This is a genomic window from Acinetobacter lwoffii, assembly GCF_029024105.1.
Taxonomy (GTDB): domain Bacteria; phylum Pseudomonadota; class Gammaproteobacteria; order Pseudomonadales; family Moraxellaceae; genus Acinetobacter; species Acinetobacter lwoffii.
Genome location: NZ_CP118963.1, coordinates 830,635 through 855,085, shown reverse-complemented (window position 1 = coordinate 855,085; position 24,451 = coordinate 830,635). Strand labels below are relative to the sequence as shown.

The window sequence follows — 24,451 nt, the reverse complement described above, 5'->3', positions numbered from 1 at the left end:
ATTCTTTTAAATCAAAGGAGGTCGGTGTTAGCTTACAGTATTATTTACACACTTTTCAAATCATCTAGCTGGGTTGTATGCTGACATATATATCAAAAAACAGCCCATAACCCGATCATACTAATTAAACTGAATGCCTGGATTTACGACGCTTCGCGACTACATTGCCCAGTTCTTCCTGTAACAGCTCAAAATAGGTAGGATCTTCCGCTTTGGCCGCCTCACGCAGCACAATAGAAGTTGGATGCAACAGTTTTTGGGTTAAACGATGTGAAAACTCGGCCAGTACCGTTTCCGCCTTTTCGCCCTTGGCAATACGCTGCATTGCCAGTGACAATTCTTCCTGACGTAATGTTTCCCCGTGGTCACGATAGGCATGAATGGTCGCCCCGGCCTGTTTGACCTTTTGCTGGGTCATCAGTTCTGTAGCCAGCTGATTGACCATGATCTCAGCCTCAACAGCCGCTTGACGGCGCTGTGCCAGATTTTCCTCAATCACGCTTTGCAGGTCATCGACCCCATACAGATAAACCCCGTCCAGGCTTTCTACTTTGGCATCAATATCGCGTGGCACTGCCAGATCGACCAGCAGCATCTGCTGGTAACGGCGTTTCTTTAATGCTGCCTTGATATCAGGATAGTGAATCACCTGATGCAAACTGCCGGTACAACTGGAAATGACATCGGCACGATGCAGATTTTCTGCAAGCTGATCAAAATCTATAATTTCGACTTCAACTCGATGTGCAATTTCCTGTGCCAGAATATCCGCACGCTCGCGGGTACGGTTACAGATAATAATCTTGCCCACCCCCATCTCTGCGAGGTGTTTGGCCACCAGACTGTTCATCTCCCCGGCTGCTACCACCATAATGGTCAGCTTGTCCGGATGACTAAATACTTGCAGAGCAAGTTGTGCCACCGCATAGCCCATCGAGACTGCATGACTGCCGACAGCCGTTTCCGAACGCACACGTTTAGCGGCATAAAAAGCATATTCAAAAATGCGGTTCAGGTTTTGCGAAACGGTATGAGAGTCTTTGGCCAGAGAAAGTGCGGTTTTGACCTGTCCCAGAATTTGTGGTTCACCTAGCATCAGTGAATCCAGACCACTGGCAACACGCATCAGATGCGTCACTGCCTGGGCATTTTCATAACGATAGACATGATGTTGCAGTTGTTTGACATCCACCCCATTTTTCTGGGCGAGCCAGTTCAGCACCATGTCAGCATTGTCAGACATGGCGTAAACTTCGGTCCGGTTACATGTAGACACCACCACCATGTCGTTCAGTTCAGGGTGTTGGCTTTGCTCGGCAAGAATGGCACTTAACTTTTCAGGGTTAAAAGCCACTTGTTCGCGCAGTTCTACAGAGGCAGTTTGATGGTTGACACCCAATGCAAAGAAAGACATATCAGGTCATCATTTCACTAAATTTATGCTATTGTGCAACATCGGTGTCATAAAAAGCATTACTTGGATCAATAAAAAATTGCGTCAAACAATTAGCCGTATCAACGGCCCTACAATTAAGCAATATTCTACCACATTCCTACTGGTGGGTAGCATGGCTTCGACTGCGCATCTCTATGCAGCGGAAGCAGTTTACCATGCAAATCAAAATTATGATGCGATAAAACAAAGTATGATGGCTGAGTTTGCCATCGCTGCACATGACATTCCGACTGCTTTGCACAACTATACGGTGCTGGCGATCAAGAGCAATTCCACTTCAGTCAAGCAGCGTGCACTGAATGTCGCGCTGGAACATGATGACCTACAGGCAGCACTAGATATCTCCACGCACTGGGTGGTACAAGAGCCACAAGACGTCCCTGCTTTATTTTATTTATCACATATTGCCCTTAAAGCGCATGAATATGAGCTGGCTGCTGAGACCTTAGAAAAAATCCTGCAAATTGATGACAGTGCCGATCTGGAAGAAATTCTCGCCGGAATTTCACCGGAAGGCACAGAGGATCGTACTTATCTGATTCAGGCCTTAAGCACCACTAAAGCCAAGGACAATCCATCTATTCTGGTGCTAGTGGCCGGTCTGGAAGCACAAAATGGTCAGCTTGAACAGGCTTTAAATACAGTTAACCGCGCCTTAAAAAAACGTCCGAATGCGACCGGCTATATCCTGATGAAGGCCAATCTGCTCAATGCACTCGGCGATACTCAGGCGACACTGCAATGGTATGAAAAATCCAGCGGTAAACACCGTAATAATCTGGATGTACGTCTGGCCGAAGTCAAATATCTGGTCAAGCTGAACGAAGCGACTTTGGCTCTGAAAAAACTGCAAGACATTCTAAAAAAATGGCCGACTGCTGAAGAAGCCCTGTTCATTGCCGGACTGACCAGTATTGACTTGGAAGAATACGAGAAAGCCGAAAAATATCTGGTCGAACTGCGTTATTCTGCGCAATATCAAAACGAAGCCTATTATTACTTGGCGGTGAATGCAGAACGCAAACAGCATTATGAAACGGCGAAAGCTTATTATCGTCTGGTCGATGGCAGTCTTTACACCGTCTCACGTCGCAACATGATCTCGATTTTCGCCCAGCAGGATAAGCTGCATGATGCGCTGCGTTTCTTAACCCAGGAAAGGGTGAATTATCCACAACATGCCAGCTTCCTCTATCTAGCACAGGCGGATATTTTGACGCGCATGCAGAATAAAAAAGCTGCGATTCGCCTGTTGGAAGAAGCCAGCAAAAACCTGCCGGATGACCCTGAACTGGTCTATTCGCAAGTTCTGTTGCTGGATCCCCATCAGGATCGCGTCAAGCTGGATGAACTACTCAGCACTTTACTTAAAATTGAACCGAACAGTCCGACCTATCTGAATGCCTATGCCTATACCCTGGCGATGCAAAACCGTCGCCTCGAAGAAGCACGCCGCTATGTCGAACAGGCACTAGAATATGCACCAGAACAGGCATCGATTCTGGATACCTATGGTTATATCTGTTATTTACAGAATGACTTCACCACAGCTGCGGATGTGTTATACAAAGCCTATCAATTGAATCCGAATGTGAAGATTGGCGTGCGTTATGCCCGTTCCTTGTACATGAAAGGTGATCTACAACAATTCCACCAAGTGTTACAACAATTACAACAAAACCATCCAAATGACCCAGAATTGAAACAACTTAATTCGCTATTGTTAGCACCACAAACCAAAACGAGTTAATTAATTTATGCGCAATTTGAGCCAATTGGGCTGCTGTGCCTTTGCAGCCACTGCTTTATTTTTAACTGGCTGTCAGCAGATGATCAAGCCTCAAGCGCCTGCCACCCCGTCTGTACAGGCAGAGAATCAATTTCAGCTGCAAGGTAAAATTGGCGTTCGTACCCCTCAACAGACTGGCAGCGCATTCTTTACCTGGGTACAACAGCAGGAAGAATTCGATATTGAGCTCAGCGGTATCTTAGGCGTCGGTAAAACCCAGATTTCTGGCACACCGGGACAAGTGACCTTAAACAGCGCAAAAACCGGTGTGATTCAGGCAGCCAGTGCCGAAGAATTACTGCAACGTGCAACCGGCTGGCAAGCGCCGATCAGTTATTTAGTCGATTGGGTACAAGCCCGCCCTGCTACCACGACTGCCAAATTACAAAAAGACGATACACAGCGAATTAACCAGATTATCGAACAGGGCTGGACGGTCGATCTCAATTATAATGCGCAGGCCAAAATGCCAAACCGTTTGATTTTAAAGCAGTCACTTGGAAATGGTGCAGAAAACCGTATTACAATGATCATTGAAAACCGTTAATTGACCTGATTCCAGCCCATGATGATTCGTGTTCCCTCGCCTGCTAAACTGAATTTGTTTTTACATATCACCGGTCGCCGTGAAAATGGCTATCATGAGCTGCAAAGTATTTTTCAGCTGATTGACCTATATGACTGGCTGGAGTTTGAACAAAGTGCTGATGATGCGATTCAGATAGAAGGTCTGGCCTCAGTGGATCTGCAACAGAATTTAATCTATCGGGCGATACAGTTGTTGAAGCCCTATGCTAAGACGCTCTCTGGACTAAAAATTCGTCTGGAAAAAAATATCCCGATGGGTGCAGGTCTCGGTGGCGGCTCTTCCAATGCCGCGACGACCCTGGTTGTGCTGAACCAACTCTGGCAGTGCGGTTTAAATATTGAACAACTGGCAGAACTCGGGGTCAAGCTAGGCGCAGATGTGCCAATATTTGTGCATGGCAAAAATGCCTGGGCCGAAGGCATTGGCGAACACTTAACATTCATAGACTTAGATCAAAAAAAATTCATTGTGTTAAAACCTGATTGTTTTATCAGCACTCAACTGCTTTTTTCGCAAAAAGCATTGACAAGAGACACGAAGAGCTCTAAATTTTGCGCCTATCAGGAAACGCCATCTGATTTTGGAAATAACTTTGAGCCACTGGCAAGAAGCTTATATCCTGAAGTCGATGAAGCAATGCAATATCTCGACCAGTTCGGAAAAGCAAAGCTTACAGGTACAGGTGCTTGTGTGTTTATTGAAGTCACTGAAAATCTGAATATCGAAGATATTCTTGCAAATGCACCATGTAAAGCTTACTTGGTCAACAGTTTACAAGAATCACCTTTAGTTCAGTTTAAAGTGTAAATAGGGGTATCGCCAAGTGGTAAGGCACCGGGTTTTGATCTCGGCATCCGTTGGTTCGAATCCAGCTACCCCTGCCATTCTTCACCTGTAGATGTACTGTATTAGGGGTATCGCCAAGTGGTAAGGCACCGGGTTTTGATCTCGGCATCCGTTGGTTCGAATCCAGCTACCCCTGCCATCTTACAGTTCATCAAATTTAGGGGCGTCGCCAAGTGGTAAGGCACCGGGTTTTGATCTCGGCATCCGTTGGTTCGAATCCAGCCGCCCCTGCCATTTTCTCGAAAAAAGACAGAGCACTCATTTGCTGTAAGACTGTTAATTTACCTTGACACTTTACCGCAAAAATATTAAAGTTCTGCCGCATTAGGGGTATCGCCAAGTGGTAAGGCACCGGGTTTTGATCTCGGCATCCGTTGGTTCGAATCCAGCTACCCCTGCCATCTATTCCCATATATCCCAACCGCCAAGGGTGCTTCATGCCCAATCTTGTCGTTTTTAGTGGATCTGCGCATCCACAATTCGCTCAAAAAGTCGTAAGTCACTTACATATTCCTCTAGGCGCTGCCTCTGTAGGTCAGTTCTCTGACGGTGAAATTGCTGTCGAGATTACTGAAAACGTTCGTGGTAAAGACGTATTTATCGTACAACCTACTTGTGCCCCAACTAACGATAACCTGATGGAAATCTTAGTAATGGCTGATGCTTTGCGTCGTGCAAGTGCAGGTCGTATTACTGCCGTGATTCCTTATTTTGGTTATGCTCGTCAAGACCGTCGTCCACGTTCAGCACGTGTTCCAATTACTGCAAAAGTTGTAGCAGACATGCTCACTACTGTAGGCGTTGACCGTGTTGTGATGATCGACTTGCACGCTGACCAGATCCAAGGCTTCTTCGATATCCCTGTAGACAACATCTACGGTACACCAGCGCTACTTGCTGACTTGCGTCAACAGTCGCATCACAACCTGATGGTGGTTTCACCTGACGTAGGTGGTGTAGTGCGTGCACGTGCTGTTGCGAAACAAATGGGCGATATCGATCTTGCAATCATCGATAAGCGTCGTCAAAAAGCGAATGAATCACAAGTGATGCATTTGATTGGCGATGTAAAAGATCGTGATTGTGTCATCGTTGATGACATGGTAGATACTGCTGGTACGTTATGCAAAGCTGCTGATGCATTGAAAACTTTCGGTGCTCGCAAGGTTGTTGCGTATGCAACGCATCCAGTACTTTCTGGTAAAGCGATTGAAAACTTAAAGAATTCTGTGATTGATGAACTGGTTGTGACTGATACCATTCCTCTTTCTGATGAAGCTTTAGCTCTGGGCAAGATTCGCCAGGTTTCAGTAGCCAGCATGGTTGCCGAAACGATTCGTCGTATTAACAACGAAGAATCTATTAGCGCAATGTTCGATTCTTATCTATAATAGAGCGCTGAATTTTCAAAGCCCTGCCATTTGGTAGGGCTTTTACTCACTAGACTGGTCGCAAGTCTGGTTCATTTAACTTAAATAGGATGTCTATCATGGCAAACTTCGTATTAAACGCAGCAGCACGTGAAGAAGCAGTTCAAGGGAAAGGTGCGAGCCGCCGCCTTCGTCTTCAAGCTAAAGTTCCTGCAATCATCTACGGTGGTGAAGCTGCTCCTGTAGCAATTACTGTTGAGCTTCGTCAGCTTGTTAAATTCTTAGAAAACAATTCATTCTTTGAAGAAGTTATCGAAATTGATGTAGACGGTAAAGTTGAAAGCGTTAAAATCCAAGCGTTACAACGTCACCCAGCTAAAAACACACCAATGCACGCTGACTTCAAACGCGCATAAGTGTTAATGGTGTAATTAGTGTCAAATATTTCACTGATTGTTGGTTTGGGTAACCCAGGTTCTGAGTATGCCCAAACCCGCCATAATGCAGGCTTCTGGTTCGTAGAACGCCTTGCAGACCAATATGGCATTACCCTCAAAAAAGACCCGAAATTCAATGGATTTAGCGGTCGTGGCAATATCGAAGGTCAAGACGTCCGTCTTCTTCTACCGACAACCTTTATGAACCTTTCCGGTAAAAGTGTTGTTCCTTTCGCCAAATTCTACAATATCGCACCTGAATCGATCCTGATTGCCCATGATGAATTAGACATGAATCCTGGTGTCATTCGCCTGAAAACTGGCGGTGGTCACGGTGGTCATAATGGTCTACGCGATATCGTTCCGCATATTGGTTCAAACTTCCATCGCCTGCGTATTGGAATTGGTCATCCTGGTGCCAAAGACCGTGTTTCCGGTCATGTGCTCAGTAAAGCACCTAGCAGCGAACAGAACTTAATGGATGATGCGATTTCCCATGCCCTCGCCCGCACAAAAATGCTGGTGAATGGTGAAGTACAGCAAGCCATGAATCAAATTAACGCATATAAGCCGAACTAAACATTCAAAAATTGCTGGACAATTCCGCTTGCCAGAAAGTTTATTTAAGCGCAAAATGCGTTTGCTCGATTGTTCACCATACAGCAAGCAAGATTGATTTAACCAAATGATCAAACTCTTAGGTCAACTCAGGGGACGCTAGCCATGCTATCTCGTTTATTAAAATGCAAAATTCACCGCGCTCACGTTACACATGCAGAACTACACTATGAAGGTTCATGTGCAATTGATGGCGTTTTGATGGATTTGGCTGGCATTCGTGAATACGAAGAAATTCATGTGTGGAACGTGACCAATGGTAAACGTTTTGCAACTTATGCAATTCGTGGCGAAGACAATTCAGGCATTATTTCAGTGAATGGTGGCGCTGCACATCAGGCCGATGTAGGCGATATCGTGATTATTGCAACCTTTGGCGATTTCACTGAAGCTGAAGCGAATGCCCATCAGCCTCGTTTGGTTTATGCTAACCCAAACAATACAGTCAGCCACACTGCCAACTGTATTCCGGTACAAGTTGCATAAGCCGATCAGACCAGATACCCAAAAGCTCGCACATTGCGGGCTTTTTTAATACTGGAATATTGACCTGTTTAACTGCCCTCTCGCCAGCTTTTAGAGCTTTCACAGTTTAAAGGTTTTAATTGTTGATCCAGCAAATCAAATAACAAGGCCTTACCATTTTCCTTCACTTTCAGCTCTGCAAATTTGGCATTACGATAACAAGGCTCCAGGCCTTCGGCGAACATGAAACTGTTAGCAGCAGGATATAAAGCCTCAAAAGTATTGCGTGGGTTTTTCAGCATTAATCGGGCTGAACGTTCCGACTGATTTAATGTGCTTTGATCAAAACTGGTTTTGATGACTCTGCGCTGCTGATCCAGCTGCACATAACTCATCACATGCGATTGATTTTCAAAATCTTCAATCCAGATGTCAGAAACAGGCTGTTCGGAACCATTCCTCGCTGCCACTGCGCTAAAATGCAGATCATAGTTCAGTGCCATATAATCCCCTTGCAGGATCGAACGCGGATCGACTGGCGCTAACTCTACAAAGATGCTGTCACTTTTGGCCAGATGCCATTCATGCTGGACAATTAAACCTACGAATAAAGCAATACTAAAAATACTCAGGTGCAGCGCCAGAAACTTTTTCATGAGGCTACTCCTGCTTTCAGCTGAAACTTCGGTGAACTCCACACATAGGCCAGAAACAACACCAGCACACCTGAGGCAAAAATACTGACACTTTTAAATAAAAAGCTGAGTCCCAGATTGTAATACAGCAACCACAACCAGAAGATCAGCAGCAAAATGCTCAAGGCTTGCATCAATCGTTGTTGATTCACCATGGCCCAGGCCATAAATACCAGAATGATAAAAATTTCAAAGTAACCCAATGCAATCAGCAGAATTCCCGCGGCAGGAATCAGCCAGAGTTGAATCCATGAAAATTGCTTGAGATGAATCGCTACAAAACTCAATAGCCAGAGCGCTGGCAAAATATAGAAAATAATCGCTTCATCCATACCGCGAGGCTGCAATTGCTGAGCCACACCAAATTGCAGCAGGCATTGAAAAATAGCCGTCACCGCCAAAATACTGATCATCCATAAATTCACGCTTTTGGCATAAGCTGAAGCGAGCCAGTATCTCGCAGTAATCAAAGCCACAGTCAGAACACTGTAATTCAGCAGCATGATCCACGTCAGCAGGCGCTGATCCTGAAAAAATGCATGTTGCTCGACCAGAACTGCAATTCCCAGTATATGTGCGAGTAACAGTTGCAACAGTACCACCAGCCAATGCATACGACTCATGATAGTCAGCAGCGTAATGCCGACCTGTATCAGCCAGATCAGCAATAGGCTCTCTGTGAGTAATTGAGTATGAATCAATACCGCGGCCTGACCGCAAACCCATAAACAATAAGCCAATTGTCGCAGAAAAACTGAGGGCTTGCTACGAATCAACCACCAGGCGACCGCGATAAAAATGATTCCCATCAGAATCGAAAAACTTTCCCAATAAGTCAGCAACAAGATGGCTAAGATCACACCAGCAATCCATGCGCCAAGGGCCAGTGGAATGACCGAAAATCGGCTCTTGGGCAACAGCTTGATCAGCAGACCGGTAATAGCTGCAAACCAGCTGAATATCAGCAAAGCTAGTACCAATAAGCCAGCGGCAGAATCCTGTAAATATTGCTGAGTGAGATCAAAAATGAGAACACTAAAACTCAGGGCCAGTCCTGCAACAAGCAAACTGGTTTCAAGCTGTTGCTTTCGGGTATAGAAATAAACACTGAATAAAACAGGCAGAACCAGCACCGAAGCCAAATACCAGATCGAATCCGAGTCGATAAACCGGAACATACTCACTACCGAAATGAGCACCACGACGGCGATAAACAGATAGCGTAAAACCGGATAATAACGTAAGGCATAGATCATACTTAGCCCTGTCAAAAGATTCAGACCGAGCAAATAAAGAGTTTCAGCACGCACCAACCAAAAGCTTTGTTTAAAATAAAAATAGAGTGCTAGTTGGCTGACCACACAAAATAATGCAAAGATCCCAATATTCAGCCGATACAGCCAAGGCAGCAACAGTAAAGCCCAAAGCAGAAATAACTGATAACTGTCAGCACCCGTCTGATAAATCTGTCCAATCACGGCCAGACTTAAGCCCAACATTAGACCCGATACAGTATCCAGACTTTGTCTTAACTTTTCCCGCGCAGCGAAACACACACTCAGCAATGCCGAACCCAGCAATAAAATTTGAGGAATAAACAGCTGGATGAATTTGGGAAGCATCCACCAGTTTGCTGCCAGCAGATACACGATACTGACAGCGATCAGCGCCAGCCCAATGATTTGAAGAATTTGAATCACAGCAGGTTGAATAAATAACAGCGGGGAAAATGGACGATCTGGCGATGGTACTGTTCTGGACATGCTAATCTGTTCAATTTTTATTTGATTTCACCTTAGCATGATTTTTGCAGGATATGCCAGGCAGGAACAGTCCAAGTATGCTGTACATTTTTAAATCAGGATTTGATAAATTCCGTACCCTGCAATCATGAGCAGAATCATGCCGCACAATGCCAGCAAATGTGGATAGAGTCGAGAATGGGATAAGTGGTTGAAACCCAAATACACCACAGACAACGTCAGAAAATCCAGGATGATCCAGCTCAAAGTCAGAATGATTAAACTTAAATCAAGATCGGGGGTAATTCCGATAAATTGCGGGAAAAAAGCCGCAAAGAAAATAATGTCCTTAGGATTGGAAATGCCAACCAGAAAACCTTGTCGAAAACCGCCACGCACAGGAACTAGACTCTCCTGAGTTTGATCCTGCGGCTTAAAAATAACTTCACGGAAAATCTGCCAGCCCAGATAGCCAATATACAAACAGCCCAACAGCTTGATGGCATCCAGCCATTGCTCATTAATGACCAGTAAACCTTTTAGACTCAATACCGATAAGGCAATTAACACCAGAGAGGCGAAATTGGTACCAAAAATGGTTCTTAAAGCCGCCGCATAACCACCTTTTAAACCGGCACTGGCCACCAGCAACATCACTGGGCCAGGTGTAGCGATCATCACCACAACAGCCAGACAATATAAAAAATATTCACTAATATTCATGCCACCCCTCAGCTATTGTTATTTTTATGCATAAAAAAAGAGGACTTAATCCTCTTCTTGTATATGAATCAGATGCTGACTGATGCCATCTGCCCGCAGAAAAGCCAGATCATAACTGGCGGTAGCCAAGGCCAAGATCCGACGCTCAAACTCATCCCACAAGGGACGCACCTGCTTATAATGAATACCCAAACCACTATCGTCGGTAAAATGCCGATTTTTCTCACACAGCTTTAAAGCATGATACAGCTTGCGCCCTTTGGAAGCGTCATCACGCAAGCGCACCCGTTTCGACAGCACAAAGGCCTGCACTTTGACAAGATCAGCATGCGGCAATAGCGGTACCAGAATCTGATCCAGCTGTGCATCCAGTCGCTGCCACACGGCACGATGCTGCTCGGTACTATACGTATTCCAGTGGATCACTTCATGATTAAAACGGCGACAACCACGACATACCGCATCACCAAATACGGTCGAGCAACGCCCTGCACATGGGGTTAAAGACGCAATACGACGATCTGAACTCAAAACACACTCCAAAGATACTGCAACTTTCAGTATCTGCATCACTGCACAAAATCCTGGGTCGGGCATGACTATACACGCTCTCCCTCATGAATTGAAGCCTGTTAAAAGACTTGCGTTTTACTCGCTTATTCACTCGAATCAAGCTAAAATATGCGCCTTTCAAATTATCATGCTACGTTGGAGTATTCCATGAACGCTACTGTAGAACAGCTTGCACCTGTAGAACAGCAAGCGACGACTGGTTGGGTTGTTGCCGCACTTTATCAATTCAAAGAAGTTCAAGATCCTGCCGATCTTCAGCAACGTCTTTTGGACTTGGTAAAATCCATCAACCTTTGCGGTACTCTAATTGTGGCAGGTGAAGGCATTAACGGTACGGTTGCAGGCGACCGTGCATCGATTGATCAAATTCACCAGTTCCTTCTGAATGAAGGTTTTAACGAAATGGAATACAAAGAATCTGACAGTTCTGAAAAACCATTCCGTAAAATGAAAATTAAATTAAAAAAAGAAATCGTGACTTTAGGCGTGGAAGTGAAACCGCGTGATTTAGTCGGTCACTATCTTGATCCAAAAGAATGGAACGAACTGATTGCACGTGATGACGTGATTCTGGTTGATACCCGTAACGATTACGAATACAAAGCAGGTACGTTCAAAGGCGCGATTGATCCGAAAACTGAAAGCTTCCGCGAATTCCCTGAATACGTGAAAAATAATCTGGAACAGCACAAAGACAAGAAAATTGCCATGTTCTGTACTGGCGGTATTCGTTGTGAAAAATCCACTTCACTTCTTCTACAAGAAGGTTTTACCGAAGTGTATCACCTGAAAGGCGGTATTCTAAAATACCTGGAAGAAACCCCGGCTGAAGAAAGCATGTGGGAAGGTGAATGCTTCGTGTTTGATGGTCGTACTGCCGTAACGCACGGTGTTGAAGAAGGCCAAAATACCAAGTGTCATGCGTGTGGCTGGCCTTTACTTCCAGAAGAAGTTGCCCTCCCAAGTTATGAACATGGTGTCTCTTGTGTGTACTGTATTGACAAAACCTCGGAGAAACAAAAAGAAGGTTTCCGTATGCGTCAATCACAAATTTTAGCAGCAAAACGCAAACGCCTCTAATTTGGCCTTTTGTAATGAAATATATAAAAACCCTCTTCGGAGGGTTTTTTGTTTACATAAAAATCACAACAGCAATAAAACTCTTACCAATTCCTTACCAAGAACCTCATTTTTTTCCAAACAAGATTGTTAGTCTAATGATACGGTGATTTACAAGCTAAGTCTTTCATTATTAACTAAAATTTTTAAGTGAAAAGGAATATAAAATGGCAGGCTCACTTGCTCGAGATTCAGACAATCTGGTTCAATTTCAACCAAAAGAAAATATAAAGTTGCAACGGCTTCATCAAATTTCTGAAGAGCTTGAACAGCAATCACATCTGTTCGTCGTTATCTTGGGAACCGTTATTGGCGCGATCTTGGCGCTTTTCATTGGTTACCATATCAATACCAGCATCATGCATTTTATCCTGCTAAGTATTTTGCCGATCTGCTTGGCCTATTTCTTACGTAAAGTTTATATTTATACCCTGACGCATAGCTAATTCTGCCTGATCATTTATATTCCAAGACTTTACCGCACAAAAAATACTGCTTAGGATACAGGCAGTATTTTTTATTTTGCCAATCATATGAATCTGACCGAATGGATTATTTCCGTTATGGAGCAACTGGGCTACTGGGGCATTGCTCTGCTCATGTTCCTGGATAATGTCTTCCCGCCAATCCCTTCCGAAATTATTATGCCTTCCGCGGGCTATTCAGCCTCTCAGGGCGAGTTAATACTCGTCGGGGTAATCATGTCCGGCTGTATCGGCTCCCTGCTGGCAGCTGCCTTGCTGTACTGGATTGGCTATAAATTTAACCGTGATTCTATTTTTAAATTTGTCGATCGTTATGGCAAATATTTATTTATTAAATCAGAAGATGTAAAAAAATCATTGAGTTGGTTTGAGCATTATGGTCACCGGATTGTGTTCTTTGGCCGCATGATTCCTGCGGTTCGCTCGCTGATCAGCATTCCTGCTGGCATGAGTCATATGCCCTTCTGGAAATTTATGTTTTATAGCGCACTTGGAACCATCATCTGGACCACATTTTTGGCGTGTGTCGGATTTTATTTTGGCGAAAACCAGCATTTGATGCAGCAAATTTTCAGTAAAGTCAGTTATGTGATTATTGCCATTGTTGTGGTAATTATTATCTGGATTTTCTACCGTAGACAGCAGCGTAAAAATCGTCCATCCTGAGGGAAGATGCCTTAAGGAGATTAAAACGATGTCGCATTATCTAAAATATTTTGCCACCGTTTATCTGACCTTGGTTCTATTGGTAGGCATACTCATCTATGTATTCAATCTGGGCGCCATTCTGCTGATTCCTGCCCTGATTGCTTCTGCCTTTCTCAGTGCCCGATACTTTGTTAAGAAAGAACTTCGTTTGCCGACTCAGCAAGAGAAAAGCAAACTGGTCTGGGGCTCTACTATCATTGCTATGACATTCGGGTTTATCTTTTTAGTAGTGGTCATCTGGATGAACCTGCAGACAGATGAGATTTATAGAACCATCACCTATACAGGAAGAGGAACAAATTCATTCCTGGTGGCTGCAAGTATTGCCTTACATGCCTTACTGTTCCATATCGCCTACAATGCTTATGCACGCTATAGTCTGGCCAAGCGTACAGGCTTGGAAAGAAAATAGGATCGAGCAGCTCTCAAAGATGCAAAAAGGCCAAAGCTAAAAAAAGCACCCTGCGGTGCTTTTTTTATGAATTATTCTGGAGTGTGATACATCAGATACAATTCATTTAAGTTTTCTGGAATTTCTTCTGCAAGTTCATCCATTAACTGGCCATTGCGACGGAAAGTTTCCATTTGTGGATCTTCATCATCAATGCCGCTGAAGACCATGATTGGCAGGGTTAAATCCACCAGTTGTTCTTCAAATTCTTCAGTAAACCAAGCGTCTTCGTTTAGGAACATGGCGTCTACAAAGCCCACACTCCAGTCACCCAAGCTTGATTCAGTATCTGCTTCTTCAATTTCAAACGGGAACGTAATCCCTTCTTCATTGGCTAAGCTTTGACGAATAGACTCTAACCATACTTGCACCTGAGTGATGATTTCTGCAGGCACTTTCTTTTGATTACTATCAAAAAGTTCGTCTAACCATTTGTCGAATTTTGGGCCTACTGCAATAGCACATAAGAAACCATGGGTTGCCGCGAAATCTAGACCATGTTCATTTTGGTCACCATCTAGATATTCACTCAACAGGTCTAAATCTAAAGCACTCATCTAACATCCAAACTTAGAAAACCGAAAGGTTTAGCATAGCATTTATTCAGACTATGCTAAATCCGAATTCGTTAATCTTCGTCATCAAAATCGTCGTCATCGTCGAAGTCATAGTCAAAATCTTTGAGTTCGCGCTCTAAACGACGTTGGGTCAGTAGATCATCGATCAGACGACGTTTTTCCAACGACTCTTTAGCACTGAGCTTGCTAGAAGCCTCATCGAAATTAACATCATCTTCACCGAAGTTATCATCTAGTTCAAAATCTGTAGAAGACACTAAAACTTCCTCATGAGTGAAAAATGTAAAAGGATTTAAGCGCTATTTATCGTGCCTAAAAAAACAAGTCAAGTTTTATTTGGATTTTCGTATTTTTAATTTGTAATTAGGGGTTTTTTCTGTCTCAATTGTGTGCCATGATATAATCCACCCTGCGTCCTTATGTTTTTTGATTCTCCTTTTTTGAGTCATAAACAGACACGCATGGGATGAACTTGAAAACAACAAATTCACCCCCATCTTAAATTACTGAATTTCATTTTAAATATTTTATCAGACAGCTTTCATGCTGAATTCTCTGATGAAATATATAGGCTATTCACTAAATTTAACGAGCTTAAATCGTGCAGCATTGTACGGTTTTTTACTGCCACAGATTCAACGAAGAGTAAGCAAAAGATGAGCGATATGACTTCCCCTACTTCTCAAGTAGCGGCTCTGATTAGCCGAGGCAAAGAACAAGGTTATTTAACCTTCGCTGAGGTTAACGATCATCTGCCGGACTCCATCACAGAAAGCGAGCAGATTGAAGACATCATTCAGATGCTGAATGACGTTGGTATTCCGGTACATGATCGCGCGCCTGAATCTGATGATACGATGTTCGAAGATACTGCAGAAGCGGCGGATGAAGTTGCAGAAGAAGAAGCTGCAGCCGTACTTGCCTCGGTAGAAAACGAGCCAGGTCGTACCACTGACCCTGTACGTATGTATATGCGTGAGATGGGTACAGTAGAACTTCTGACTCGTGAAGGCGAAATCAGCATCGCAAAACGCATCGAAGAAGGTATTCGTGATGTTTTGCACTCGATTGCTTACTGGCCGAATGCGGTAGAAGTGGTACTGCAAGAATACAAAGATTATGAAGCGGGTGAACGCCGTCTTGCTGACCTTTTATCAGGTTATTTAGATCCTGAATCAGATGAAGAAATTCCTGAAGTTCTAGAAGAAGAAGCGGTTCTTGCTGAAGATGAGACTGACTCGAAAAAATCGACCAAAGATGTAAAACTGGACGATGATGAAGAGGAAGAAGAAGCAGATTCTGATGATGAATCAGAAGCAGATTCTGGTCCAGATCCTGAAATTGCTAAAGCGCGTTTTACTGAACTGGAAAATGCGTGGCTGAATACCAAAGCAACTATTGAAAAACATGGTCGTGACAGCAAACAGGCTGAAGAAGCTTTGCAGGCACTTGCAACTGTATTCATGATGTTCAAATTTACCCCGCGTCTATTTGATATCATTTCTGAAATGATTCGTGGTACCCATGATCAAATTCGTGGTGCAGAACGTGAAGTGATGCGTTATGCAGTACGTCGTGGCCGTATGGATCGCACCCAGTTCCGTACCAGCTTCCCGGGCCAAGAATCGAATCCAGCCTGGTTAGATGAGCAGATCGCAAAAACACCTGCAGACCAGAAAGCTTATCTGGAAAAAGTACGTCCAGACGTATTGGCCTTCCAGCAAAAAATTGCCGATATCGAGAAAGAGCTTGGCCTTGATGTAAAAGGCATTAAAGACATTGCCAAACGTATGGCCGTCGGTGAAGCCAAAGCACGTCGTGCCAAGAAAGAAATGGTTGAAGCGAACTTGCGTCTGGTAATTTCGATTGCGAAGAAATATACCAACCGTGGCTTGCAATTCCTGGATCTGATTCAGGAAGGTAACATCGGTCTGATGAAAGCCGTAGACAAGTTTGAATACCGTCGTGGTTATAAATTCTCGACTTATGCGACCTGGTGGATTCGTCAGGCGATTACCCGTTCGATCGCGGATCAGGCACGTACCATTCGTATTCCGGTACACATGATTGAAACGATCAACAAGATCAACCGTGTATCTCGTCAGCTTCTACAGGAAATGGGTCGTGAACCGACTCCTGAAGAACTGGGCGAACGTCTGGAAATGGACGAAGTTAAAGTACGTAAAGTACTGAAAATCGCCAAAGAACCAATTTCGATGGAAACACCGATCGGTGATGATGAAGATTCACATCTGGGTGACTTCATTGAAGACAGCAACATCACTTCACCAATTGATGCGGCAACGTCTGAAGGCCTGAAAGAAGCGACACGTGAAGTTCTGGAAAACCTGACTGAACGTGAAGCCAAAGTCCTAAAAATGCGTTTTGGTATCGATATGCCGACCGACCATACTTTGGAAGAGGTGGGCAAACAGTTTGACGTAACACGTGAACGTATTCGTCAGATTGAAGCGAAAGCGCTGCGTAAACTTCGCCATCCATCGCGTTCAGAACACTTACGTTCATTCCTTGAGAATGATTAAGATTTGATGCTTATTCTGGAGACTTGAAATTTGATCATCAGTCTCCATTTAAGTAGCCAAGACAAACCCAAACGCCTGCATGATTGCAGGCGTTTCAAATCAGGGGGACTACCATGTTAGACCGTACACCATCTCGTGAACTTCAAGAACATCTTTGGGTTTTCCCTATGGATTATCCGATTAAACTGATTGGCCTTGCGGGCGATGAATTGCGTCATGCTGTCATTGATATTTTTCTAAAACATTTTCCAGATTTTGAAGGTGATAGCGTCAGTATTACGCCATCACGTACTGGAAAATACCATTCCATTACCGCACAACTGCGCTTTTTGGAACTGGAACAGGTTCATGCAGTATATGCAGATTTGGCCGCTTGCCCGCTAATTAAAACAGCACTGTAATCGAAAATACAAAAGACACGCTTCCGGGCGTGTTTTTTTTATGCCTATACAGCGCTAAGATACCCATGAAATATTGCTGATCTCACCCCTATTTCATGCCGAAATCATTATAATTATGACCAGTTTTTTATAATTACCAAGGACACTTCCTGTGACTGATGTGCTGCAAAAGCCCGAGCTGATCATTCGCCAATATCACGACCTCACACCTTATGAAGATCGTTTTCTGGAAATGAAAACATTTACGGAAACCCGTGATGAACATAGCCCGGATCAATTGTGGATTTTGCAACATCAGGATGTACTGACTCAAGGTCAGGCAGGCAAACCGGAACATATTTTAATACCAAGCAATATTCCGGTGATTCAGACCGATCGTGGTGGTCAGGTGACTTGGCATGGTCCCGGTCAATTGGTGGCTTACTTCATGTTTGACTTGAATCGTCTGGGCTGGAATGTGCGCACGCTGGTGTCTTATGCTGAAAACCTGATGATCGAATTGCTAAAAAAATATGGCATTAATGCCTATGCCAAACCGGATGCCCCCGGGGTTTACGTTGCTGAACGCAAAATTGGCTCACTTGGTTTTAAAATTCGCAAAGGCCGTAGCTATCATGGTTTGTCCCTAAATCTGGATTGTGACCTAAGCGGATTCAATACCATTAACCCTTGTGGCTATGCAGGACTGGAAATGGTACGCATGAGTGATTTGCTCGAACAACCGCCTCAATTCAGCCAGTTGTGCACTGAAATTATTGAAACTTTGCGTCACAGCGGGTACTTTAAGCAAGTAACTGTCGAGCAAAGATAAAGCCTTTGCATTTCAGCCCCAAATAAATTAGAGTATTTACTCTAAACCAATAATATTGAGATAGGGATCATCACGTGATTGCGACTAAATCCGTAAAACCCGCTTTGCAGCTTGCCTATGTCAAACTCATGATGGATGTGATTGGCCGAGGTCTGGTCATGGCAAGTCAGGTGGATGAAGAAATCAAACAGGAAGTGGCCCATTTTCCAGAAAATTTTACTCTTTCCATGAAAGTCTTTCCGCATGGCCCGGCCTTTGTGGCGCGGGTCACTGAGGATAAACAACTGGAACTGGTTAAAAATCTGGAAAAAGCACCTGATTTGATCATTACCTTTAAACATCTGCACCATGCCTTTTTGGTGTTTTCTTTTCAGGAAAGTACCTCACAGGCTTTTGCCCATGACCGTATGATTGCTGATGGCGATATTTCCAATGCCATTCGTCTGGTACGCTGCCTGAATAAAATGGAAGCGCTGATTTTGCCGAAAATGGTGGCACAACTGGCAGTGAAAGAATATCCAAGCAATCTGAGCCTAAAAGAAAAACTAAGCGAAGCGAGCAGTATTTATCTGAAAATCGCTCAATCCTATTTGAAACGGAGTGTATAACATGGCTAAACCTTATTATGAATTTTTCTGTCCGGTCAAAGTGATTGCCGGTCATGCCGCGTTAGAACATATTCCGTTTGAACTTGCGACTTTGGGGGCCAAACGTCCGCTGATCATTACCGACAAAGGCGTCCGTGCCAACAATCTGCTGGCACCGATTGAAGCTGCATTTGAAATGGCGGATGCTGCAATTGTAGCGATTTTTGATGACGTACCACCCGACTCTAGCTTGGGTACAGTACGCAGTGCGGCAAAGCTGTATCGCGAAAATCATTGTGATGCGATCATTGCTGTGGGCGGTGGTTCAGTCATTGATACCTCGAAGGCAACCAATATTCTAGTCTCTGAAGGCGGTGATGACCTGCTGAAATATTCGGGTGCACATAACCTGCCTAAACCGCTGAAACCGTTCTTTGTGATTCCAACCACGTCTGGTACAGGTTCAGAAGTGACCATGGTCGCTGTCGTGTCGGACACTGAAAAGAACGTCAAAATGCCGTTCGCCTCTTATTATCTGATGCCGCATGCTGCGATTCTGGATCCCCGCATGACCCAGACCTTGCCGCCGCATTTAACCGCCATGACCGCAATGGATGCTATGACTCATGCGGTTGAAGCTTATACCTGCATGGCAGCCAATCCAATTTCGGATGCTTATGCCACTGCCGCAGTCAAGAAGATAAGTACCCATCTATTTAATGTGCTGGACAACCCTTCCGATGCACAAGGCCGTCTGGAACTGGCACAGGCATCGACCATGGCGGGAATTGCATTTTCCAACTCGATGGTCGGCATTGTGCATTCATTGGGGCACTCATTGGGTGCAGTGGTACATCTGCCGCATGGTTTATGCATGAACTTATTCCTGCCTTATGTGCTGGAATACAACAAAGAGGTCAATGGCGATAAAATCGCAGATCTGCTCCTGCCTTTGGCGGGTGCTGATATTTATGCACAAACGCCAGCGCATCTACGTGCTGACAAAACCATTGCGACGATTCTGACCATGCGTGACCGCATTTACAGTCTGACCAAATTACCACGCACATTACGTGAAACCGGTAAGATTTCTGAAGCCCAGCTCGATGAAGTGGCAGAGAAAGCCCTGAATGATGGTTCCATCATTTATAACCCGAAAGAAGCCACCCTAGAAGATTTAAAATCTATCTTAAAAAAGGCTTGGTAATTACTGAAAAATAAGCCAATATAGCCGAAATTCTAGCCTGATGTTTTTTTAAGCATCAGGCTTTTATCTTGCATAAGAAAAAATTCGATTTCTATTTTTGAATGGCACATTTTATGCAGGACAAAAGTCAAAAAAATAGCTAGCAAAAGCCGTTCTTTTCAAGTAGATTGGCGGACTTTTATAGAAAACTGTAGGGGGGATCGTTCGTCTCAAACGATCCTTATAAATATGACTGATCCTTGATCAACGATTAAGAGGATAACGCCGTTGACTAATATCTCTGGGACTCAATCGGCAGCTAAACTGCAAAAAACGCTGGGACTCTGGCACATCATTATTATTGGTTTAGCTTATATTCAACCCATGACCTTGTTTGATACATTTGGTCTGGTATCTGAAGAAAGTAACTTCCACGTTCCTACCTCTTACATTTTTGCACTGATTGCAATTTTGTTAACCTCCTTGAGTTATGGTCATATGATTCGTCGCTACCCTTCTTCGGGTTCGGCCTATACCTATGCGCAAAAATCCATCCACCCAAACGTAGGTTTCATGGTGGGTTGGTCATCCTTACTGGATTACCTGTTATCGCCAATGGTCAATATCATTCTGGCGGTGATTTATCTGGAAGCACTTTTCCCAGATATGAACCATTGGGTTTGGGTCATTGGTTTAACCGCCTTTATGACTGCGATCAACCTTCGCGGTGCGAGATTTGTTGCCAATTTCAACAGTATGATTGTATTCGTACAATTGGGCGTCATTGCATACTTCACCTGGATGGTTTACCAACTTTTGGAAGGTGGCGTAAATGCAGATGGCACACTGGTCGATGCAAAGTATCAACTGTGGAGTTTAGAGCCATTCTGGAATGAGTTTACTTCTGTTGCTGCCCTGATTACCGGTGCAACCTTACTGTGCTTCTCATTCACAGGTTTTGACTCTTTGAGTTCTCTGGCTGAAGAAACCAAAGATACTGAGAAAACCTTACCTAAAGCGATTTTCTTGACTGCATTATTGGCAGGTATCATCTTCATCATCAGTACTTACTTTATGCAGATCTTCTTCCCGAATGATCCAAAAACTTACTTTGAAGATATCGCTGCAACACAGCCGGATATTTTACAAGCTGTAGGTGGCGTGGCGTTTAAGACAGTCGTACTTTACTTCGCAATTGTGACAGTCATGGCTTCTGGTATTTCAGCACATGCGGGTGTATCACGTCTGATGTACGTGATGGGTCGTGATGGCGTAATCAACAAGAAGATCTTCGGTCATATTAGCCCGAAAAACTATACACCTTCATACAACATCTTAATCGCTGGTGCAGTGGCTTTAACTGCTGGCTTTATGGATCTTGATTTTGTGGTGTCGTTGATCAGCTTTGGTGCCTTAACTGCATTCAGTTTCGTTAACTTGTCGGTGATTTCACGTTATGCATTACGTGATGGTCGTACCAAGAGTGCTAAAGAGATCATGAACTTTGTCGTGGTTCCTTTACTTGGCTTCATTTCAGTCTTTGCTCTGTGGCTAGAAGTCGATGAAGCTTCGCTTAAATATGGTCTGATCTGGGCATTTGGCGGTATCTTGTACTTAGGTTATAAAACCAAAGGCTTCAAGCACCCTGCTCCTCAGCACAATGAATTTGACGATAAATAATATCGTTTTTCTTCAAATAAAAAAGGCGCTTCATGCGCCTTTTTTATGTCTGTCATGTTTTGATTTTACTAATGCAGATAGCAATCAAAACCCATCTGGGTATTGACCCGATTATTTTCATAACCCAGTTTCTCAATAAACAGACTGCGATTAGACAATAACTTTTGCTCTTCCGGACCTAAACGGGCTTTATTCTTGACGGCCAGTTGATACATTTCATCCACGACATCTTGAAAAATATCACAGACTTCCTCACGCTTGGCAGGCTTTAATTTACGCCCCCGCCAAGTCCATTGAAAATCATCTGAATTCAGGCTCTGCCCCCATTTTTCAATACGCGTATCTAAGCGTTTCTGCATGTTTAGCAAACCCTGCTGTATTTCTGCCTGAGTAATGGGCTGAACTTCCTTTGTTGCCGATGTGGCGGCACTGCCCTCTTCCGCACTCACGGAAGCCGCAATAGATCCAAGGCAACATGCGATGATAAGTTTTAATAGAGGCTTCAAGGCTGCACCTTTTGTTATATTTGATGAAGTTATAAACTCAAGCATACAATGAAGTGAAAAGCAGTTTATCTATTTGTTACACAAAATAAAAAAGCCACCCAAAGGTAGCTTTTAGAATTACTACAAATATCAGCTTAAAGCGTTTTAAAACCCTGCTGACGCCAAGCTTCATACACAATCACTGCTGTGGCATTCGATAGGTTCAAACTTCGGGAGTTCTCTGCCATCGGTAAACGAATCCAGTGCTTTTGCGGAAACATTAGACGAACATGTTCAGGCAGACCACGAGTTTCCGGCCCCATTAACAAGGCCACAGGACGGTTTAAATCCGAAGTATGCGGTGTTTCAGAACCTTTGGTGGTCAATGGATAGATTGCATCCAGACCAATGCCTTTACTTGCCAGATCAGCCAGACAGTCTTCGATATTTTCCCAAATCTGCATATTGGCATATTCGTGATAATCCAGACCGGCACGTTTCAGTTTTTTGTCATCCAGTTCAAAACCCAGCGGCTTGACCAGATGCAACTGTGCTCCGGTATTGGCACACAGACGAATGATATTGCCTGTATTTGCAGGAATTTCAGGCTCATATAAAACAACGTGGATCACAGCTTACTCACTTAATATATTTAATTCAGACACGACATTCGTCTTGCGCTTAGGCAAAGCAGTGCTTTGCTTATCCTCGCTCATGCCATTGTAATTGTTCACGTAAGCGTACAACTTCACCAATAATGGTCAAAGTCGGGGCTTGAATCTGATGTTCGGACACTTTGGATGCAATATCAGCAAGCGTTCCTACTACAACTTTCTGTTCAGGCGTCGTACCTTTAGAAACCAAGGCCACTGGCATGTCGGCTCGTTGACCATGAGCGATTAATTCTGCACAGATTTTCTCCAGTCCCACCAACCCCATATAGAGCACTAAGGTCTGGTTTTCATAGACCAACTCACTCCAAGGCAATTCGGGTGAACCTTCTTTTAAGTGACCTGTCAGAAAACGTACACTTTGCGCATAATCACGATGGGTTAATGGAATACCGGCATAGGCTGAACAGCCTGAAGCTGCGGTAATCCCTGGAACCACTTGAAAAGTGATACCTGCCGCAAAAAGTTCTTCAATCTCTTCACCGCCACGCCCGAAGATAAATGGATCACCGCCTTTCAGACGACAAACCCGCTTTCCTTCACTGGCATATTTCACCAACAAGGCATTAATCCCATCTTGCGGAACCGCATGATTGGAACGTGCCTTACCGACATAGATCTTTTCCGCATCGCGGCGGCACAGCTCCATAATTGGCGCTGAAACCAGTCGGTCGTAAATGACCACGTCGGCTTGCTGCATTAAACGCAAGGCTTTTAAGGTCAACAATTCTGGATCACCCGGACCCGCACCGACCAAGTAGACTTCACCTTTCGGCTGTTGCCATTCCTGTAAGGCCTGCTCAATCAGGCGATCTGCTTCCGCGATATTGTCGTTGAACACCTGTTCTTTTAGCGAACTGGCATATAAATCTTCCCAGAAAATACGGCGTTCATCCGGATTGACAATTTTAGCCTTAACCGCACTGCGCCATTTTCCTGAAAATTCAGCCAGCTTGCCCATTCCATGCGGAATAGTCGTTTCCAGTTGGGTACGGATCTGACGCGATAATACCGGCGACGTGCCATTCGATGCCACCGAAATCACCAAAGGCGAACGGTCAATAATCGCAGGAACCATAAACCGGCAATGCGGTGGATCATCAACGCTATTGACCAAGACATTTTCCGCTTCACACAGTTCAAAGACCTGACGATTGGTCTCGGCATCATCAGTCGCCGCAATCACTAGTCGATATGGATGTAACGCAACTTCAGGATGAAAAGCCGCCTGCACATATTGTCCTTGGCTATTTTGCACAATTCGCAGCAGACTTTCTTCAATTTCAGGCGCAATCACATGAATGACTGCACCTGCTTTTTGAAGTAAAAGTGCTTTACGGTATGCAATATGTCCACCACCGACAATCAGACAAGGTTGCTGTTGCAACTTTAACGAGATTGGAAAAATATCCACGAACTACCTCAAAATTTTAAATCTGTCTA

The 24,451-nt window shown here is 44.2% G+C and carries 27 protein-coding genes and 4 tRNA genes; 21 read left to right on the top strand and 10 right to left on the bottom strand.

The genetic code is table 11. The features are described from left to right. Window positions 1-124: 124 nt before the first annotated feature. The gene (gene hemA, locus PYW33_RS04005; RefSeq protein ID WP_004645777.1) at window positions 125-1,414 is read right to left on the bottom strand and encodes a glutamyl-tRNA reductase; all 1,290 of its coding nucleotides are present in this window, start codon (window positions 1,412-1,414) and stop codon (window positions 125-127) included. Between the two features lie 79 nt (window positions 1,415-1,493). Here hemA and PYW33_RS04000 point away from each other — a divergent pair, with 79 nt between their 5' ends. From PYW33_RS04000 to panD, 11 genes are all read left to right on the top strand, one after another. Beyond that, window positions 1,494-3,206 (top strand): tetratricopeptide repeat protein, encoded by a 1,713-nt coding sequence (locus tag PYW33_RS04000; RefSeq protein ID WP_034605853.1) that lies wholly within the window; start codon window positions 1,494-1,496, stop codon window positions 3,204-3,206. 7 nt (window positions 3,207-3,213) lie between these two features. Beyond that, the gene (gene lolB, locus PYW33_RS03995; protein WP_004645779.1) at window positions 3,214-3,792 is read left to right on the top strand and encodes a lipoprotein insertase outer membrane protein LolB; all 579 of its coding nucleotides are present in this window, start codon (window positions 3,214-3,216) and stop codon (window positions 3,790-3,792) included. 21 nt (window positions 3,793-3,813) lie between these two features. Beyond that, entirely contained in the window at window positions 3,814-4,641 is an 828-nt protein-coding gene (ispE, locus tag PYW33_RS03990; RefSeq protein ID WP_034605855.1) for a 4-(cytidine 5'-diphospho)-2-C-methyl-D-erythritol kinase, read from the top strand. 2 nt (window positions 4,642-4,643) lie between these two features. Beyond that, a tRNA-Gln gene (locus tag PYW33_RS03985) sits at window positions 4,644-4,718 on the top strand. Window positions 4,719-4,744: 26 nt separating this feature from the next. Further along, window positions 4,745-4,819 (top strand) — tRNA-Gln (locus PYW33_RS03980). Between the two features lie 20 nt (window positions 4,820-4,839). Continuing rightward, window positions 4,840-4,914, top strand: a tRNA-Gln gene (locus PYW33_RS03975). A 92-nt stretch (window positions 4,915-5,006) separates the two neighbouring features. Continuing rightward, window positions 5,007-5,081 (top strand) — tRNA-Gln (locus PYW33_RS03970). A gap of 36 nt (window positions 5,082-5,117) precedes the next feature. Continuing rightward, window positions 5,118-6,071 (top strand): ribose-phosphate pyrophosphokinase, encoded by a 954-nt coding sequence (locus PYW33_RS03965; protein ID WP_004280601.1) that lies wholly within the window; start codon window positions 5,118-5,120, stop codon window positions 6,069-6,071. 98 nt (window positions 6,072-6,169) lie between these two features. Next, window positions 6,170-6,466, top strand: coding sequence for a 50S ribosomal protein L25 (rplY, locus tag PYW33_RS03960; RefSeq protein ID WP_004645781.1), 297 nt, complete (start codon window positions 6,170-6,172; stop codon window positions 6,464-6,466). Window positions 6,467-6,484: 18 nt separating this feature from the next. Further along, window positions 6,485-7,066 carry an aminoacyl-tRNA hydrolase gene (pth, locus tag PYW33_RS03955; RefSeq protein ID WP_004645783.1) on the top strand — a complete coding sequence of 194 codons (582 nt, stop codon included), beginning with the start codon at window positions 6,485-6,487 and terminating at the stop codon, window positions 7,064-7,066. Between the two features lie 144 nt (window positions 7,067-7,210). Then, entirely contained in the window at window positions 7,211-7,591 is a 381-nt protein-coding gene (gene panD / locus PYW33_RS03950; protein WP_004280606.1) for an aspartate 1-decarboxylase, read from the top strand. A 68-nt stretch (window positions 7,592-7,659) separates the two neighbouring features. On the opposite strand, the gene PYW33_RS03945 is transcribed toward panD, so the two are convergent. The 4 genes from PYW33_RS03945 to PYW33_RS03930 all read right to left on the bottom strand — a co-directional run bounded on the left by PYW33_RS03945 (window position 7,660) and on the right by PYW33_RS03930 (window position 11,261). Beyond that, a complete protein-coding gene (locus PYW33_RS03945; RefSeq protein ID WP_004645784.1) occupies window positions 7,660-8,226 on the bottom strand; it encodes a GDYXXLXY domain-containing protein in 567 nt (188 codons plus the stop codon). Beyond that, window positions 8,223-10,028, bottom strand: a complete 1,806-nt coding sequence (locus tag PYW33_RS03940; RefSeq protein WP_004645785.1) for a DUF2157 domain-containing protein — start codon at window positions 10,026-10,028, stop codon at window positions 8,223-8,225. The genes PYW33_RS03945 and PYW33_RS03940 overlap by 4 nt, the downstream gene beginning before the upstream one ends. Window positions 10,029-10,118: 90 nt before the next feature. After that, the gene (locus PYW33_RS03935) at window positions 10,119-10,730 is read right to left on the bottom strand and encodes a LysE family translocator (protein WP_004645787.1); all 612 of its coding nucleotides are present in this window, start codon (window positions 10,728-10,730) and stop codon (window positions 10,119-10,121) included. Window positions 10,731-10,775: 45 nt separating this feature from the next. Next, entirely contained in the window at window positions 10,776-11,261 is a 486-nt protein-coding gene (locus tag PYW33_RS03930) for a DUF1289 domain-containing protein (protein ID WP_026055735.1), read from the bottom strand. Between the two features lie 189 nt (window positions 11,262-11,450). On the opposite strand from PYW33_RS03930, the gene trhO reads away from it, so the two are divergent. The 4 genes from trhO to PYW33_RS03910 all read left to right on the top strand — a co-directional run bounded on the left by trhO (window position 11,451) and on the right by PYW33_RS03910 (window position 14,027). Next, entirely contained in the window at window positions 11,451-12,383 is a 933-nt protein-coding gene (gene trhO, locus PYW33_RS03925) for an oxygen-dependent tRNA uridine(34) hydroxylase TrhO (RefSeq protein WP_004645789.1), read from the top strand. A 206-nt stretch (window positions 12,384-12,589) separates the two neighbouring features. Beyond that, complete coding sequence (locus PYW33_RS03920) at window positions 12,590-12,868, top strand: hypothetical protein (RefSeq protein ID WP_004280617.1); 279 nt, start codon at window positions 12,590-12,592, stop codon at window positions 12,866-12,868. An 87-nt stretch (window positions 12,869-12,955) separates the two neighbouring features. Continuing rightward, a complete protein-coding gene (locus tag PYW33_RS03915) occupies window positions 12,956-13,573 on the top strand; it encodes a DedA family protein (protein WP_004645790.1) in 618 nt (205 codons plus the stop codon). A 28-nt stretch (window positions 13,574-13,601) separates the two neighbouring features. Then, entirely contained in the window at window positions 13,602-14,027 is a 426-nt protein-coding gene (locus PYW33_RS03910) for an ABZJ_00895 family protein (protein WP_004645791.1), read from the top strand. A 71-nt stretch (window positions 14,028-14,098) separates the two neighbouring features. On the opposite strand, the gene PYW33_RS03905 is transcribed toward PYW33_RS03910, so the two are convergent. Both PYW33_RS03905 and PYW33_RS03900 read right to left on the bottom strand, forming a co-directional pair. Further along, entirely contained in the window at window positions 14,099-14,623 is a 525-nt protein-coding gene (locus tag PYW33_RS03905; RefSeq protein ID WP_004645792.1) for a YecA/YgfB family protein, read from the bottom strand. A gap of 71 nt (window positions 14,624-14,694) precedes the next feature. Further along, window positions 14,695-14,901: a PA3496 family putative envelope integrity protein gene (locus tag PYW33_RS03900; RefSeq protein WP_004280622.1), complete on the bottom strand. Its 207-nt coding sequence runs from the start codon at window positions 14,899-14,901 to the stop codon at window positions 14,695-14,697. 399 nt (window positions 14,902-15,300) lie between these two features. Between PYW33_RS03900 and rpoD the strand changes: the two genes are divergently transcribed. The 6 genes from rpoD to PYW33_RS03870 all read left to right on the top strand — a co-directional run bounded on the left by rpoD (window position 15,301) and on the right by PYW33_RS03870 (window position 21,852). After that, a complete protein-coding gene (rpoD, locus tag PYW33_RS03895) occupies window positions 15,301-17,187 on the top strand; it encodes an RNA polymerase sigma factor RpoD (RefSeq protein ID WP_004280624.1) in 1,887 nt (628 codons plus the stop codon). Between the two features lie 113 nt (window positions 17,188-17,300). After that, the gene (locus tag PYW33_RS03890; protein WP_004280625.1) at window positions 17,301-17,588 is read left to right on the top strand and encodes a YbeD family protein; all 288 of its coding nucleotides are present in this window, start codon (window positions 17,301-17,303) and stop codon (window positions 17,586-17,588) included. 151 nt (window positions 17,589-17,739) lie between these two features. Further along, complete coding sequence (gene lipB, locus PYW33_RS03885; protein WP_004645796.1) at window positions 17,740-18,399, top strand: lipoyl(octanoyl) transferase LipB; 660 nt, start codon at window positions 17,740-17,742, stop codon at window positions 18,397-18,399. Window positions 18,400-18,473: 74 nt separating this feature from the next. Then, entirely contained in the window at window positions 18,474-19,007 is a 534-nt protein-coding gene (locus PYW33_RS03880) for a hypothetical protein (RefSeq protein ID WP_004645797.1), read from the top strand. A 1-nt stretch (window position 19,008) separates the two neighbouring features. Then, window positions 19,009-20,193: an iron-containing alcohol dehydrogenase gene (locus PYW33_RS03875; protein ID WP_004280629.1), complete on the top strand. Its 1,185-nt coding sequence runs from the start codon at window positions 19,009-19,011 to the stop codon at window positions 20,191-20,193. 267 nt (window positions 20,194-20,460) lie between these two features. Further along, the gene (locus tag PYW33_RS03870; RefSeq protein WP_004280630.1) at window positions 20,461-21,852 is read left to right on the top strand and encodes an APC family permease; all 1,392 of its coding nucleotides are present in this window, start codon (window positions 20,461-20,463) and stop codon (window positions 21,850-21,852) included. A gap of 68 nt (window positions 21,853-21,920) precedes the next feature. Here PYW33_RS03870 and PYW33_RS03865 read toward each other — a convergent pair whose 3' ends face one another. The 3 genes from PYW33_RS03865 to cysG form a co-directional block, all read right to left on the bottom strand. Next, on the bottom strand, window positions 21,921-22,403 hold the full coding sequence (locus PYW33_RS03865) for a hypothetical protein (RefSeq protein ID WP_004645798.1): 483 nt from the start codon (window positions 22,401-22,403) through the stop codon (window positions 21,921-21,923). Between the two features lie 89 nt (window positions 22,404-22,492). Then, window positions 22,493-22,969: a tRNA (cytidine(34)-2'-O)-methyltransferase gene (locus tag PYW33_RS03860; RefSeq protein ID WP_004280633.1), complete on the bottom strand. Its 477-nt coding sequence runs from the start codon at window positions 22,967-22,969 to the stop codon at window positions 22,493-22,495. Between the two features lie 70 nt (window positions 22,970-23,039). Beyond that, a complete protein-coding gene (gene cysG, locus PYW33_RS03855; RefSeq protein WP_004280635.1) occupies window positions 23,040-24,422 on the bottom strand; it encodes a siroheme synthase CysG in 1,383 nt (460 codons plus the stop codon). Between the last annotated feature and the right edge of the window lie 29 nt (window positions 24,423-24,451).

What these genes read in the sequence shown, in the direction of transcription:
- hemA (WP_004645777.1), bottom strand. Translation starts at nt 1,414, where the DNA reads ATGTCTTTCTTTGCATTGGGTGTCAACCATCAAACTGCCTCTGTAGAA.
- rpoD (WP_004280624.1), top strand. Translation starts at nt 15,301, where the DNA reads ATGAGCGATATGACTTCCCCTACTTCTCAAGTAGCGGCTCTGATTAGC.
- PYW33_RS03865 (WP_004645798.1), bottom strand. Translation starts at nt 22,403, where the DNA reads ATGCTTGAGTTTATAACTTCATCAAATATAACAAAAGGTGCAGCCTTG.
- PYW33_RS03910 (WP_004645791.1), top strand. Translation starts at nt 13,602, where the DNA reads ATGTCGCATTATCTAAAATATTTTGCCACCGTTTATCTGACCTTGGTT.
- PYW33_RS03920 (WP_004280617.1), top strand. Translation starts at nt 12,590, where the DNA reads ATGGCAGGCTCACTTGCTCGAGATTCAGACAATCTGGTTCAATTTCAA.
- lolB (WP_004645779.1), top strand. Translation starts at nt 3,214, where the DNA reads ATGCGCAATTTGAGCCAATTGGGCTGCTGTGCCTTTGCAGCCACTGCT.
- PYW33_RS03945 (WP_004645784.1), bottom strand. Translation starts at nt 8,226, where the DNA reads ATGAAAAAGTTTCTGGCGCTGCACCTGAGTATTTTTAGTATTGCTTTA.
- rplY (WP_004645781.1), top strand. Translation starts at nt 6,170, where the DNA reads ATGGCAAACTTCGTATTAAACGCAGCAGCACGTGAAGAAGCAGTTCAA.
- PYW33_RS03915 (WP_004645790.1), top strand. Translation starts at nt 12,956, where the DNA reads ATGAATCTGACCGAATGGATTATTTCCGTTATGGAGCAACTGGGCTAC.
- ispE (WP_034605855.1), top strand. Translation starts at nt 3,814, where the DNA reads ATGATTCGTGTTCCCTCGCCTGCTAAACTGAATTTGTTTTTACATATC.
- PYW33_RS03940 (WP_004645785.1), bottom strand. Translation starts at nt 10,028, where the DNA reads ATGTCCAGAACAGTACCATCGCCAGATCGTCCATTTTCCCCGCTGTTA.
- PYW33_RS03890 (WP_004280625.1), top strand. Translation starts at nt 17,301, where the DNA reads ATGTTAGACCGTACACCATCTCGTGAACTTCAAGAACATCTTTGGGTT.
- PYW33_RS03935 (WP_004645787.1), bottom strand. Translation starts at nt 10,730, where the DNA reads ATGAATATTAGTGAATATTTTTTATATTGTCTGGCTGTTGTGGTGATG.
- panD (WP_004280606.1), top strand. Translation starts at nt 7,211, where the DNA reads ATGCTATCTCGTTTATTAAAATGCAAAATTCACCGCGCTCACGTTACA.
- PYW33_RS03965 (WP_004280601.1), top strand. Translation starts at nt 5,118, where the DNA reads ATGCCCAATCTTGTCGTTTTTAGTGGATCTGCGCATCCACAATTCGCT.
- trhO (WP_004645789.1), top strand. Translation starts at nt 11,451, where the DNA reads ATGAACGCTACTGTAGAACAGCTTGCACCTGTAGAACAGCAAGCGACG.
- PYW33_RS03905 (WP_004645792.1), bottom strand. Translation starts at nt 14,623, where the DNA reads ATGAGTGCTTTAGATTTAGACCTGTTGAGTGAATATCTAGATGGTGAC.
- PYW33_RS03875 (WP_004280629.1), top strand. Translation starts at nt 19,009, where the DNA reads ATGGCTAAACCTTATTATGAATTTTTCTGTCCGGTCAAAGTGATTGCC.